This window comes from Bacteroidales bacterium, from assembly GCA_026418905.1.
Taxonomy (GTDB): Bacteria; Bacteroidota; Bacteroidia; order Bacteroidales; family DTU049; genus JAOAAK01.
Map to the genome: position 1 here is coordinate 40,468 of JAOAAK010000022.1, position 13,047 is coordinate 53,514.

15 protein-coding genes are annotated in these 13,047 nt (G+C 34.4%); 4 read left to right on the forward strand and 11 right to left on the reverse strand.

Going from position 1 to position 13,047, the window contains the following annotated elements; genetic code table 11:
* The first annotated feature begins 70 nt into the window (after window positions 1-70).
* Genes tpiA through N2Z72_04730 form a run of 4 tightly spaced genes read left to right on the forward strand, consistent with a single transcriptional unit; the run spans window position 71 to window position 6,726 of the window.
* Complete coding sequence (gene tpiA / locus N2Z72_04715) at window positions 71-826, forward strand: triose-phosphate isomerase (protein ID MCX7696981.1); 756 nt, start codon at window positions 71-73, stop codon at window positions 824-826.
* Window positions 826-1,650 carry a 50S ribosomal protein L11 methyltransferase gene (gene prmA, locus N2Z72_04720; GenBank protein ID MCX7696982.1) on the forward strand — a complete coding sequence of 275 codons (825 nt, stop codon included), beginning with the start codon at window positions 826-828 and terminating at the stop codon, window positions 1,648-1,650. The genes tpiA and prmA overlap by 1 nt, the downstream gene beginning before the upstream one ends.
* Window positions 1,647-6,194, forward strand: coding sequence for a hypothetical protein (locus N2Z72_04725; protein ID MCX7696983.1), 4,548 nt, complete (start codon window positions 1,647-1,649; stop codon window positions 6,192-6,194). The genes prmA and N2Z72_04725 overlap by 4 nt, the downstream gene beginning before the upstream one ends.
* A gap of 25 nt (window positions 6,195-6,219) precedes the next feature.
* Complete coding sequence (locus tag N2Z72_04730) at window positions 6,220-6,726, forward strand: peptidylprolyl isomerase (protein ID MCX7696984.1); 507 nt, start codon at window positions 6,220-6,222, stop codon at window positions 6,724-6,726.
* On the opposite strand, the gene N2Z72_04735 is transcribed toward N2Z72_04730, so the two are convergent.
* The 11 genes from N2Z72_04735 to N2Z72_04785 all read right to left on the reverse strand — a co-directional run bounded on the left by N2Z72_04735 (window position 6,717) and on the right by N2Z72_04785 (window position 13,037).
* Window positions 6,717-7,421: an SAM-dependent methyltransferase gene (locus N2Z72_04735; protein ID MCX7696985.1), complete on the reverse strand. Its 705-nt coding sequence runs from the start codon at window positions 7,419-7,421 to the stop codon at window positions 6,717-6,719. The genes N2Z72_04730 and N2Z72_04735 overlap by 10 nt on opposite strands.
* Window positions 7,422-7,429: 8 nt before the next feature.
* Complete coding sequence (locus N2Z72_04740; protein ID MCX7696986.1) at window positions 7,430-7,891, reverse strand: low molecular weight phosphotyrosine protein phosphatase; 462 nt, start codon at window positions 7,889-7,891, stop codon at window positions 7,430-7,432.
* 188 nt (window positions 7,892-8,079) lie between these two features.
* Complete coding sequence (locus N2Z72_04745; GenBank protein ID MCX7696987.1) at window positions 8,080-8,403, reverse strand: hypothetical protein; 324 nt, start codon at window positions 8,401-8,403, stop codon at window positions 8,080-8,082.
* A 121-nt stretch (window positions 8,404-8,524) separates the two neighbouring features.
* The gene (locus N2Z72_04750; protein MCX7696988.1) at window positions 8,525-9,145 is read right to left on the reverse strand and encodes a ribonuclease H family protein; all 621 of its coding nucleotides are present in this window, start codon (window positions 9,143-9,145) and stop codon (window positions 8,525-8,527) included.
* Complete coding sequence (gene coaE, locus N2Z72_04755; protein MCX7696989.1) at window positions 9,126-9,722, reverse strand: dephospho-CoA kinase; 597 nt, start codon at window positions 9,720-9,722, stop codon at window positions 9,126-9,128. Before coaE ends, N2Z72_04750 begins: the two co-directional genes overlap by 20 nt.
* Entirely contained in the window at window positions 9,719-10,594 is an 876-nt protein-coding gene (locus N2Z72_04760; protein MCX7696990.1) for a hypothetical protein, read from the reverse strand. The genes coaE and N2Z72_04760 overlap by 4 nt, the downstream gene beginning before the upstream one ends.
* On the reverse strand, window positions 10,591-10,926 hold the full coding sequence (gene yajC, locus N2Z72_04765; protein ID MCX7696991.1) for a preprotein translocase subunit YajC: 336 nt from the start codon (window positions 10,924-10,926) through the stop codon (window positions 10,591-10,593). Before yajC ends, N2Z72_04760 begins: the two co-directional genes overlap by 4 nt.
* Window positions 10,927-10,937: 11 nt before the next feature.
* Window positions 10,938-11,381, reverse strand: coding sequence for a DUF1573 domain-containing protein (locus N2Z72_04770; protein ID MCX7696992.1), 444 nt, complete (start codon window positions 11,379-11,381; stop codon window positions 10,938-10,940).
* Between the two features lie 24 nt (window positions 11,382-11,405).
* Window positions 11,406-12,116 carry a C40 family peptidase gene (locus tag N2Z72_04775; protein MCX7696993.1) on the reverse strand — a complete coding sequence of 237 codons (711 nt, stop codon included), beginning with the start codon at window positions 12,114-12,116 and terminating at the stop codon, window positions 11,406-11,408.
* Window positions 12,113-12,727, reverse strand: coding sequence for a WbqC family protein (locus N2Z72_04780; protein MCX7696994.1), 615 nt, complete (start codon window positions 12,725-12,727; stop codon window positions 12,113-12,115). Before N2Z72_04780 ends, N2Z72_04775 begins: the two co-directional genes overlap by 4 nt.
* A complete protein-coding gene (locus N2Z72_04785; protein MCX7696995.1) occupies window positions 12,711-13,037 on the reverse strand; it encodes a hypothetical protein in 327 nt (108 codons plus the stop codon). Before N2Z72_04785 ends, N2Z72_04780 begins: the two co-directional genes overlap by 17 nt.
* Between the last annotated feature and the right edge of the window lie 10 nt (window positions 13,038-13,047).

The window sequence follows — 13,047 nt, forward strand, 5'->3', positions numbered from 1 at the left end:
CAAAATTAGGAATAATTAGGAATTTTGAATTTATTGCTATTTCCTATCTTTTCTTATCTTTGCAAAAAACATGAGGAAGAAAATTGCTGCAGCTAACTGGAAAATGAACCAGGATAAGTCTTCAGTTAAATCGTTTTTTTCTTTTTTTGAAAACTACACATTTAATCAACAAATAGAACTTATCATTTTTCCACCTTTTCTATATATGCCACTTGCCCATGAGTTAAACAAAAACAACTTGTTTAAGTTGGGTGCTCAGAATGTTCACTATGAAGAAAAAGGTGCATATACTGGTGAAATTGCTTTATACATGCTCAAGGAATTTGACGTCCAATTTGTTTTGATTGGACATTCAGAACGAAGAAAATATTTTCTTGAAACCAGCGAAATACTAGTTAAAAAGCTTAAGCATGTCCTAAAATATGATCTTACCCCTGTATTTTGTTGTGGTGAAGAACTTACACATCGTTATCAGAATAGGCATATGGACATTGTTTACGGACAACTCATGCAAACTATTTTTCAATTTTCTGCCGAAGAAATTAAAAAAATGATCATTGCTTACGAGCCTGTCTGGGCTATTGGAACTGGGGTAAACGCCACACCTGAACAAGCCCAAGAAATGCACCATTTTATTCGTCAATCCATCAACGAGCACTTTAATTCTAACATTGCTGACGACATCCCCATTTTGTATGGTGGCAGCATTACTGCTGAAAACGCTCATGAGATTTTTTCTATGCCCGATGTAGACGGCGGGCTTATAGGTGGTGCTTCGCTAAAACCTGATTCATACGAAGCCATTGTCAAAGCGTTAAATCCATAATGTTACATATTCAGTTTTCACTTGATCGACATTCAGACGAAGAAACTATTGTAACGTTGTTGTATTTTGTAGGATTTGAAGGATTTTATACAGAAAATAACATTATGCATGCCTTTATAGAAGAGCGTTTTTTCAATCAAACTCAACTGGAAAAAATTCTTCATGAAGCTGGTATTTTTTCTCCTTATGTCATTGAGAAAGTTCCTGATCAAAACTGGAATTTTTTATGGGAATCATCATACGACCCTGTCCTCATCCAAGATAAAATTTATGTGAGAGCTCCATTTCATTCTCCTAGACCCGATATACCCTACGAAATTGTCATTATGCCTAAAATGAGTTTCGGTACCGCCCATCATTCTACTACATATGGCATGTTGGAAATGATGTTAAATTTAGATTTATTCGATAAAACAATTCTAGATGTGGGAACGGGTACAGGAATTTTGTCCATTTTCGCATTTCTTAAAAAAGCTAAAGAAATATGGGCCTGTGACATTGATGATTGGTCAATCGCCAATGCAAAAGAGAATTTTGAGTTAAACCATTGTTCCCATATCAATCTCATAAAAGGAACCATTCAATTGATATCTGAAAAAACTTTCGACACTATTTTAGCTAACATTAATAAAAACGTATTGCTTGAAGAAATTCAGCTTTATGTTAAAAATCTTAATCACGGTGGTACTCTCCTTCTGAGTGGCTTTCTCGTAGATGATTTAGTTGAAATTGACTCCAAATGTTCTAGTTATGGAATGGAATTGGTACAATTTTTAAATAAAAATGAATGGATTATTGCCCGATTTGATAAAGAAAAGCTATGAAAAAATTTTTTATTATATTTTTATCTGTACCCTTGTTCTCATGGTGCCAGATTAAACTTTTTTCCGACAATCCATCTTCTTTTATTCAGGAACTTACAGGAATGTACAACGAAATTGAGCAAAAGGACATCAAAAAGGAAGGTTTACTTTTTGTTCAGAACGAGATCACACCATGGTGGAATGGGCAAATTACGGATCAAAATAAAAAACAAATTATCCAAACATGTAACAACATCCTCAAACGAAAACTCAAGCTTCAGCCCCATGTAGAAACTTACCTCAAAACACTCATCGACATGACCAAAGTCGGTAAACTTACTTCAGCATTTACTTCATGGAATCAATCTGTTGAAAAACTTTTATCAAAAGGTAGTGGCAACGCACTTCTTAAATTTTTTAATACCACCGATTCTCTTTTTTTGGGGAATGTTCTGTATGTCTCTAATTCTACAAAATGGGTCGCCAGTCATAATCAATATGATTTCATTTTTGAGGAAGAACCTGTTGTTGTTTTTAATCGCGTTAATATCACTTGTTATGCTTATGGTGATAGCAGTGTTATTTACGAAACATCAGGTAGGTACTACCCCTTGCAAAACATGTGGTATGGCAAAGGAGGTAAAGTTTTTTGGACCAGAGCCGGTTTGAATCCAAATTCAGTATATGCACAACTTAACAACTATAAAATCGAACTTAAAGGAAGAGATTTTACAGCAGATTCTGTAACTTTCTACAACAAACAAATTTTTGGAGAAACTCCCTTGTTCGGAATTCTAAATGATAAACTCATGCCTCCGAAAAAACCTGAAGATGCTAGATATCCCGTTTTCAAATCTTATGGGACAAGATTTCAGTTAAAAGATATTTATAAAAATATAGACTACGAAGGAAGCTTCACTCAACGAGGTGCTTCTATTCTTGGAACAGGAAACGAAACCGAACCCGCCATTTTATCCCTGAAAAAAGATGGAAAAGTTTTTATGAAAATTTATACACAAAGTGTATCGTTGGAGAAGGAAAGCTTTACTACGGATGATGCTTCCATAAATATATATTTTGAAGGGGACAGCATTTATCACAACTTTGTCTCTGTTTCTTACATACAAAATAGAATCATCAAAGATCCTAATACAGGTGCATCAAAACAAATAGAAGTCAACGAAGTTTCAATCATACCGCATAAAATTGAGGGTCTTGGTAGTGCACCATTCATAGATACTTACCATAAATTAGAAATCTATGCCGAAGAACTTAGATGGCAGAAGGGCGAACCTAAATTGGATTTTACCACTATCAAGGGCCCTGCTTCAAGTGGTTTTGCTCGGTTCGAATCTTTCAACTACTTTTCTGTTGACCGTTATGAAAGGTTAAGAGGTATAGATGAAATACCACCTATTCAAACCCTAAAAAATTACGCCCAGTCGATCGGAAGCCGATACTTTCATATCAGAGACTATGCAAAATACCGAAAAACTCAAATAGAACAGATTCAAGCTCAAATGATTCAACTCGCTTATAAAAATTTCATAGATTACAATCCACGCACTGGCTATATTTTTGTTCACGATAAAGTTTACGATTATGTAGCTTGTCGAGCTGGCAAACAAGATTACGACGTGATTATTTTTAATTCAGAAATATCTGCAGAAGCCAATGCCAGCTTAAGTCTGATCAATTACGACTTAAAAATAAGAGGTGTAAGCCGTGTGTTTTTAAGTGATTCTCAAAACGTAGTGATTTATCCTACAGACCAAGAAATTATCGTGAAAAAAAACAGAGATTTTCTTTTTTCGGGACGTGTCCATGCAGGTTTATTTGATTACTATGGTAAAAACTTTAGTTTTAGTTATGAAAAATTTAAATTGGATTTACCTGTCATAGATTCCATGACATTTAAAGTAAGAAGCAGAAAACCAAATGAATACGGAGAATACCCCCTTGTTCGGGTTAAAAGTGTTGTTGAAAATCTTTCTGGAGATTTGCTCATCGATCATCCAAACAATAAAAGTGGCTTAAAACAATTTTCAGAATACCCTATTTTTAATTCTAAAAAATATTCTTATGTCTACTACGACATCAATTCAAAATATCCTGGAAAATATCCTCGAGACCAGTTTTTTTATAGAATAGATCCATTTACCATCGATAGTCTCGATAATTTTTCTACCGACGGTTTGCAATTTACTGGGTATTTACAATCTGCTGGGATATTTCCTGATATCGTTCAACCTTTAAAGGTGATGCCCGATTATTCATTGGGTTTCACATACCAAACCCCATCGAAAGGATTGGCAACGTATGGAGGAAAAGGTTCATTTGAAGGGATAATTAATTTATCCAACCAAGGACTTCGTGGTGAGGGTACCTTAACTTATTTATCCTCGACGAGCAAAGGAAATGATTTTCTCTTTTTCCCTGATTTCATGACTGCTACAGTTAAAGATTTTTATGTTCAAGCTCAGAAAAGTCCTGTATCGATTCCTCCAGTTGAAGCTCATGACGTAAAGGAAATTTGGTACCCTCAAAAAAATGAACTGACCGTTTCGACACAAAATATACCTGCTAAACTTTACAAGGAAGAAACCAATCTTACTGGAGAATTAACTCTAACCCCATCCGGATTGTCTGGCAAAGGTAAAATGGAATTCAAAAATGCTATTATTATTTCTCGACATTTCAAATACAAGGAAAGAACTTTTGATACTGACACATGCGACTTTTTTCTTAAAACAATTGACTATAACGAGTTGGCTTTCGAAACAAAAAATTACAAAGGACATGTTGATTTCGACGAAAGAAAAGGTGGATTTATTTCCAACGGTGGAGTTTCCTTAGTTCGCTTTCCTGTTAATGAATACATCTGTTATATGGACCGTTTTGATTGGTATATGGACAAGGATGAGATTGATATGCAAAGCATTGATAAGCAAATCCCAACATATGAGAACCTATCAGTCCGTGAACTAGCTGACATTGATTTAAGTGGTTCAGAATTTATCTCCGTACACCCAGCTCAAGATTCTTTACGTTTTAGATCATCCCGCGCTAAGTATAGTTTAAAAGAAAAAATCATATATGCTTACGACGTTAAATACATCAAAGTAGCCGATGCTACAATCTTCCCAGGTGATGGCAATGTCACCGTACTTAGAAAAGCAGAAATGCTTCCATTGGAAAATGCGCAAATTCTAGCTAACAATACAACCAAATACCACTTGATAAAAAATGCACGCGTCAATATTTACGGAAGAAAAAGTTACAAAGCTAATGGTTATTACGATTACGTAGATGAGATCGAAAACCTTCAAAAAATATTTCTTGATAGCATTACAGTAGATGCAACTTTACAAACAGTTGGCCATGGTTATATTAAAGATTCCTTACAATTCACACTCAGCCCATATTTTGATTTTTATGGCGATGTTTTTCTTAAAGCAAATGAAGAATTCCTTACTTTCTCTGGTGGAGTTCGAATACATCACCAGTGTGATACATTACCCCGTCAATGGCTTAAATTTACTGCTTCAATTAATCCTATGGAAATTTTTATTCCAGTAAGTGAAAATCCTGTTAATACTGCAGGAAAGCGTATTTATGCAGGTCTTTATTTTAATTCCTCTGATACTATTGGTGTTTATCCTGCTTTTCTTAGTTATAAGCGTGTCGGGGGAGATGCCGAAGTTGCTTCATCGAGTGGTTTTCTTACTTTCGATCATCAAAGCAACGAATATCGTATTGCATCTAGAGAAAAACTAGAACAACCCATTCTGCCTGGAAATTGGATGAGTCTCTCCATTTATAAATGTGAAACCAGAAACGAAGGTAAACTCACCATCGGCAATAACCTTGGAAGAGTAAAAATGAATAATTACGGGCGAATAGACCACTCTATGAAAGATACCACTACTATAATTTACACAGTTAGTGAACTTAATTTTCATTTTAACACTGAATGTATCAAGCGAATGACTGATCTTATTAAAAATAAAACAGATCTTGAATCCTTCAACGTAAGATCTGAACTGTTTACGAAATACCTTGGATTGCTTTTTCCGCCTGAAGAAAGCCAAAAGATTGAATCAGAGTACATGCTTTACGGTTACCTAAAAAAATTTCCTTCCAATCTCGAAAAAACTATTACCTTTACTGACTTAACATTTCGATACAACAAAAAAACAAAAAGTTACGTGTCAACAGGTAAATTAGGAATTGGATGGATTGGAAGCGAACAAATTTATAAATACGTTGATGGCATTATAGAACTAACTCAACGTCGAGGTGGGGACCGCCTAACCATTTATTTAGCTGTTGGGAGTGACTGGTTCTTTTTTGATTACGCCAATAACTCTATGCTTGCATTATCCTCGATTAAAGAATGGAATGACCTCATCATTAACACAAAACCTGAACAACGCGAACTCAAATCGAGAGATAATGAACCTGCATATAACTATTATATTGCCCCAATTTCTCGTAAAAATCGTTTCCTAAAAAAGCATATGGAAGGTGAAGAATTAAAAGAAGAAGGTTCAGGAGAAGAATAATGCATTTATCAAAACACATAATTTTATGAAAATTGAAAAAAACACAGTCGTAACATTGAAGTATCGCCTCACTGAGAACGATAAAGCTGGTTCTTTGATTGAGGAAGTTACCGAACAAGATCCTTTTATATTTCTGTTTGGACAAGGTCAATTACTACCCAAATTTGAAGAAAATCTGAAAGGTCTGGAAATAGGTCACACCTTTTCATTTACTCTGACCCCAGAGGAAGCTTACGGTGAATACCTTGAAGAAAATATTGTTGATATACCTATCCAGATTTTCATGAAAAATGGAAAAATTGACAAGGACATCCTGTTTGAAGGTAATGTGGTTCCCCTTCAGGATCAGCAAGGTAACGTTTTTGAAGGCGTCATACTTGATATCGGTCTGGAAAATGTCCGTATGGATTTCAACCATCCGTTGGCAGGTAAAAGTCTTCATTTTGAAGGCGAAATTCTAGGAATACGAGAAGCAACAGCTGAAGAGATAGCTCATGGTCATGCACACACACCAGGTGGTCGTCACGCATAACTAAAAAGAAATACAACTCTTTTTTTGTTGATCGATGGAAGAGAGGTGTTTTTCCATTCGATAACCTGTCGGGTTCGCGAAAAAGTATTTGCTGTTCCTGCTTCAACAGTAATTGATATATAAATCTCGTCGGGAAGCCAGGTAAGCAAATTCTGAAACAATTGTTGATTACGATATGGTGCTTCGATAAAAATATGTGTGTATTTTTTTATATCTTTATGATGAACAAGCGATTGAATTAATTTTTTCAATTTTATGCGATCAATAGGTGGATAGCCGTGAAACATAAATTTTTGCCCATTTAATCCCGACGCACAAAGAGCAGCTATGATGGAAGACTCATGAACCAAAGGTATCACATGATATTCATACCGATGAGCAAGCATAACCAAGTCTTTACCAGGATCTGCCACAGCAGGAACACCTACATCAGACATCATCCCTATATTGACTTTACTCTCAAGCCATTTCTGAAAAACAAGCTTGTTTTCAACAGCATTGACATTATGTTCATTATAAACTAGAATTTCATAATCTTCCATTTTAAAATGACCTACTACATTCAGAAGAAAGTTTCTTAATCCTTTTTCACTTTCACAAACAAAGCATTTTACGTCCTTTAGAAAAGAAGGATAATTTTGTACACTAACCTCCCCAATATGCCTAGGAATCAGATACAAAGCTGGAAATGACACTTTTAATACTAATTTTCAAATAATTCCAAGATCTTATCAGTTGCTTTATCCAAAGCTTCGAAAGTTTTTTCAAAGTCGTCACCTGTGCCATAGTAAGGATCAGGAATCGCCAAATTTTTACCAGGATATACTAGATTCATGATATAATCAACTTTATTCTTTTGTTCATCATTTTTTGCCCTGCTTATGACATCATGATAATTCTGAGCATCCATGACAAAAATTTTATCAAATTTTTCAAAATCTTCAGGATGAAAAAGTCTTGCAACATGGTCGGTAATGTCATAACCATGCTTTTTCATGATTTCAATAGCTCTAGCATCAGCAGGATCTCCAATATGATAGGGTTCAAAACCACACGAATCCACCTCTGAATCAAATTTTCCAATTCTCTTCAATTTATCCCTTAACAAACCTTTTGCCATTGGAGAACGGCAGATGTTCCCATAACAAACCATTAGGTACTTCATGTTTTTTACAAAGTTAGCAATTAAAAACTTTACGTATTATTATTTTTTTCTGGACTATTTTTAAATCTTTTGTTAAAAATAAGTCTAGCAAATCCATAATAAATACTTTTTTTTACAACCATTTTACTTGATGCATTCATCTAAAAATAATTTTTACTTTGAATGTTTCTTTCAGGATAACTTTCTTCCTAAATAATTTGCGTGACAATTAATGTTTTTCGACAGACATAGTTACAATTAAATTTTATTTTGACATACGAAAGTATTCCTTTCATGTTTACGAGCATGCCTTTTTTATATTTTTTTCGCAAAAGTTCAGCCATGGCATTCCATGCCATGATGGAATATACTTCTCCGAATACGATCTTTTTATCTAACACGTCATCGATCTTTTTACCGACAAAAGATGAAATCGTCTCGCCACTAGCTAATCTCGTGCTGACAATAGGTGTCAAAATTTCTAACGAGATTTTGACTTCTTTTTCATTATTCATAAAAACATTGTTTTTCATAGTTTTTTTAGCAAACATAAAATTATACACTGGCCAAACCAAGATATAATCAATTATACGCGAAAAAAAACGTTTACAATCGATTATAAACTCTTATAATACTGATAAACAATAAGCTTTATTATTTCCTTCCAAAATCAGCTGGTATTTCACCCCATTTTTTTGTATTCCATTTCAATAAATTTAACTGACCCTGGTGATTATTTAACCAATTAAGAGCTTTTTCTATCAAACAAAATATTTGTTCGGTTTCCCTGTTTTTTTGTAAAGTAGTTTTTACTTCTTTGTTCAGAACCCATTTAATAGCAATATTAGAATCTGAATATACAGGAAGGGACAAACGTTTTTTTTCCATCCACGCAAAGGCATGAACTATAGCTAAAAATTCTCCAATGGAATTAGTAGCCAAAGGAAATGGACCACGATGAAAAATGATTTTTCCGCTATCTGTCATCACTCCCCGATATTCCATAGATCCCGGATTGCCTGAACACGCTGCATCTACACATATGCTGGGGATGATTGGACCTGAATCTTCGTGCTCTCCAACATTCGCTTTTTTATTTTTATAATTTTCATAACCCAATTCAAAAGCTCTCGAGGCTTCTTCAAAAGAATCAAATCCCTTGTAGAAAGCACCGGAAAAGGATAATACTTGTTCTCGAGCTTCATCCCATGTACGGTAAATACCGGGCTTTTTACCTACCCATACAACATAGTATTTATGTTTTTGCTTCGACATATATTTGCGCAAGGTATAATTGAACAAATTTTTCAAATTGCTTCAAAACAGAGTGCCTATGATCGTTTTTAAGAACAAAAACTTTAGAACTAAATCTATCTTTTTGCAATTTGTTTCTCATTAAAAAATCTTTCTTAGTCATGAGAGGATTTCGATCTTTTACTCTTTCCCACCTAATTTTCAGTGGAGCTTTTACGAGTATTATTTGATCGCATATAATGTCCAATTCAATTTCGAATAACATTGCCGCATCGAGCACGATAAGACCCTTATCAATTTCTCCAATTAAATGAATTATCCTTTCTTTTAAAACAGGATATAAAACATGATTAATAGCTTCATATACTACTTTAGATGTAAAATACTTAGCTGCAATCGTCTGAAAGTTGATTCCTCCATTACCCGATAAAATTGGCTGTTGTAAAATGCTTTCAATTTTTTCTCTGATATCATTCCGATAATATAAGCTTTTGGCTTCTTTGTCTACATCTATGATATGAGCATCGAGTAGCCTAAATAAACTAGCTACCAAAGATTTACCAGCTCCGATTTTTCCAGTAATTCCTATGACTCTCATTTCAACTCTATCTGTGCTGGATTAAAAACAACCTCTTTGAACAAAGATGGATTATTTAATCCAAACAATGCATGTCGATTATCGCTAATGTTAACAACAACTTTTATGCTATCCAACAAATAATAAGGAGGTGCATAACCCTCTATCTGAACTGTACCCTCATATGTTTTTTGCTCATACTCAAAACGATAAAGTCTCTCTATTGAGAAATACCTATACATACAAAAAGGAAAGGTTGCAAGGACATAAGATTGATTGGATTTAACATATCTTACGCCATACAAAAGCGGTAATGTGATACGTTTGACAGTACTTTGACAACTTAGCTCATTCGAAAAATCTATTCTCAGCCATATAGAATCTAAGTGCTCTACTATTGAAGGTTTTCCTTCAACATAAATATAAGCAGGTTCAATTGCAGGTTGACCGCAAAGGAAACATCCTTTAACCTGATGATACACGACTGGAAGAATTAGTCGTATTTTTTTTCGTAGATAAAACGTGTCTCGAAGTGTTATGGTAGAATTAGATGTTAATGAAAATCCCTTTCCGAAAAGGGAATCTATTTTCTTTTGAAGCAATGTAGAATTAATCTTTACGAATAAAAGGTCCTGTTGTTTTTGCCAGGCCATCCCATCACCTTTAATATGTATATACAACGTATCGCTAAATAACATTCGCAACCATTCATAACCCTTAGCTGTAAAATCCAGTTGGACAATCGTATCTTTGAAAAAGCGTATTTCTTCGTTATCGAAATTAACTTTCAAATACACTGGTACAGAAAAAACATATATACCTAATATCTTATTAGCAGCCCACCACGTGATTGAAAAAAATAAAGCAATTAAGTAAAGTTTAAATACTTTCACTGATTCAGTGAATGTTCTGTCCCTTTTTCCTGAAATTCAGATGCTATGGCATTCTTTTCAACTCGCAGGCGTGAACCTTCTGATTCTATAATAACGATGTTGTCTTTTACCTCGATGATTTTACCATGAATGCCACCGATAGTAATGATTTTATCGCCTTTTTTAAGATTCTGCCGGAACTTCATCAATTCTCTGTTTCTTTTTGCCTGCGGTCGAATAAAAAAGAGCCAAAAAACAACAATAATCAACAATAGCATGATCAGGGTTGTCCAAGCGCTTCCCTGTTGCCCCTGTTGCTGACCTGCCACCAAAAAAATACTAAATAAACTCATATGTGTAGGTATTAAGGTTTAATCACATTAGACTTTATGGTAAGAACCACTTCACTTGGTTCACAATTGGTCGATAAGGTCACTGTTTTGTAATTTTTCCCAACCCTTCCTTCACTGTTGAAAGTGACTTTGATATAAGAAGATTCACCAGGTTTAATAGGATTACGTGGATAATCAGAAACAGTACACCCACATGATGCTCTTTGACCACTAATAATTAAGTCGGCATTGCCCGTATTTGTAAATTTAAAATTATATTCGACAATTTCACCTTCCATAATATCACCAAAATCATGTTCTGTTTTTTCAAAAGAAATAATAGGTTTCTTATCCGAATTGTTTTCAGCAGAAGCGGTATTATTCACGACATTAGAAGGAAGCTGTTGATTTCCTTTTTGCTTGCATCCTAGAACCCCAAAAAACAAAAACCCTATGAATAAATAGTAGCGTACCATATTTTTTTGCAAAAATACATCCTTTTAAATTAATCTTTTGATGACTTTCAGACGATGCGTATATATTTTTCTTTCAGAATGAAATATCCCTTCTTGATCCCAAAAATCTACTCTAACTTGACCAGATGCATGAATTATCTGATTAGACGAAATTATAATTCCTACGTGCACAATCCGATGTTCATGGTCCTCAAAAAAAGCTAAATCTCCTGGACATGCTTCTTGTGGAAAAAAGACTACCTCGCCATGCTGAGCTTGTTGCCATGCATCACGAGGCAACCAGTAACCTATAAAACTGAAAACTAACTGAACCAAACCTGAGCAATCCACACCGAAAATATTCTTTCCACCCCATCTGTAAGGTGCATACATGAAGCGAGAAGCAATGTCGGCTACATTTTTCAAAATTGATGGTTCTATACATTCACCATTTTCAATTTCGGAAAGATGTACGATAGATCCTAATAGTATTGTTTGCTTCGACAATTTTCTATTCACCGTTCCAGTTAAGGACCAGAGAATTCCTTTTTTTTCATTGACTTTTTCTTCCTCATACGAAGTTTTAGCAGAAATCCACCCTTCGTATGGATAGTCAACTGTTTGAATTCGTAGCCAATCGTTTTCTAATTCAACAATCCTGAAGCGATAACCATATAAAAGTTCATCAATTTGCTCAGAACGATGGGAAGGTTCTTTTCTAACGGGAACAATGCTTTCGAGAATTCTGTATATCATAATAAACAACGCGTTTCCAAACCTAAACAAAAAATGGTATCAAGAACACTCAAGCCATCTATAAAACCAAATTTTTCATAAAATGGCTGGTAATATGGCTTCTTCATACCCTTAAGTTGATGCTTCTTAAAAGCAGGCCTTAAATCATTATCATTTTTTTCATTTATAGGAATAAATTCATCAGCAAACTGAATTTTTGGATGCAAACCAAGCCACTTAAAAATGAGCTGATTGAACTCATAGTTAAATTCCCATAAAAAATTTTTTTTATTCTCAAAACAATGCCTTATTTCATCCCACACAAAAAGAAAAAAAGGTGCTTTTCCGTAGGCGGTCTGCATGGATCTTAAATGTTGTTGTACCCATGATTTACTATAATCTACCCGAATGGATATGGTTTTAGTATGATGACCATTAGGCTTAATGACCGGTATAACTAACCGTTGAATTCCATTGGGAGAAAGAATGTAATATCTGTTACGTAACGACTGTTTGACATAGGTCTCATTTAAATCATAAACTATCGTATCAACTTGTTTGATAAGATGATAATAATAAAGAGGGGGTGCAACGAAAGTAGGAAGTATCAAACAATTATTGAAAGATCCCATATACATATAGGCTACATAAGAAAAGGAAAAAGCTTATACGAACTCCCTTGATAATGTAATAAAGGAAAGGATATTTTTCCACAAATTGATATACCTGATAGTCTAACCACATCACCAAAAAACCAGCAAAAAACAATAAAATTAAAAGTTCAACAGAAAAAGGAGGTTCGGATTTGAGCTGCAAAATGAGTAATGACAAAAAAGCAAAAGGAATGACGGGAATTCGCTTATTGAATAAGCCAACAACAGAAAAAAGTAAAAAAATAAGACCAACAAGAACCCACAACCATTCGATGCTTTCAACTTCCATTTTTTTTTCA

Excerpts from the sequence above, each read along its gene's own strand:
- tpiA (MCX7696981.1), top strand. The coding sequence starts at position 71 with ATGAGGAAGAAAATTGCTGCAGCTAACTGGAAAATGAACCAGGATAAG.
- prmA (MCX7696982.1), top strand. The coding sequence starts at position 826 with ATGTTACATATTCAGTTTTCACTTGATCGACATTCAGACGAAGAAACT.
- N2Z72_04725 (MCX7696983.1), top strand. The coding sequence starts at position 1,647 with ATGAAAAAATTTTTTATTATATTTTTATCTGTACCCTTGTTCTCATGG.
- N2Z72_04730 (MCX7696984.1), top strand. The coding sequence starts at position 6,220 with ATGAAAATTGAAAAAAACACAGTCGTAACATTGAAGTATCGCCTCACT.
- N2Z72_04740 (MCX7696986.1), bottom strand. The coding sequence starts at position 7,891 with ATGAAGTACCTAATGGTTTGTTATGGGAACATCTGCCGTTCTCCAATG.
- N2Z72_04745 (MCX7696987.1), bottom strand. The coding sequence starts at position 8,403 with ATGAAAAACAATGTTTTTATGAATAATGAAAAAGAAGTCAAAATCTCG.
- N2Z72_04750 (MCX7696988.1), bottom strand. The coding sequence starts at position 9,145 with ATGTCGAAGCAAAAACATAAATACTATGTTGTATGGGTAGGTAAAAAG.
- coaE (MCX7696989.1), bottom strand. The coding sequence starts at position 9,722 with ATGAGAGTCATAGGAATTACTGGAAAAATCGGAGCTGGTAAATCTTTG.
- yajC (MCX7696991.1), bottom strand. The coding sequence starts at position 10,926 with ATGAGTTTATTTAGTATTTTTTTGGTGGCAGGTCAGCAACAGGGGCAA.
- N2Z72_04770 (MCX7696992.1), bottom strand. The coding sequence starts at position 11,381 with ATGGTACGCTACTATTTATTCATAGGGTTTTTGTTTTTTGGGGTTCTA.
- N2Z72_04775 (MCX7696993.1), bottom strand. The coding sequence starts at position 12,116 with ATGATATACAGAATTCTCGAAAGCATTGTTCCCGTTAGAAAAGAACCT.
- N2Z72_04780 (MCX7696994.1), bottom strand. The coding sequence starts at position 12,727 with ATGGGATCTTTCAATAATTGTTTGATACTTCCTACTTTCGTTGCACCC.
- N2Z72_04785 (MCX7696995.1), bottom strand. The coding sequence starts at position 13,037 with ATGGAAGTTGAAAGCATCGAATGGTTGTGGGTTCTTGTTGGTCTTATT.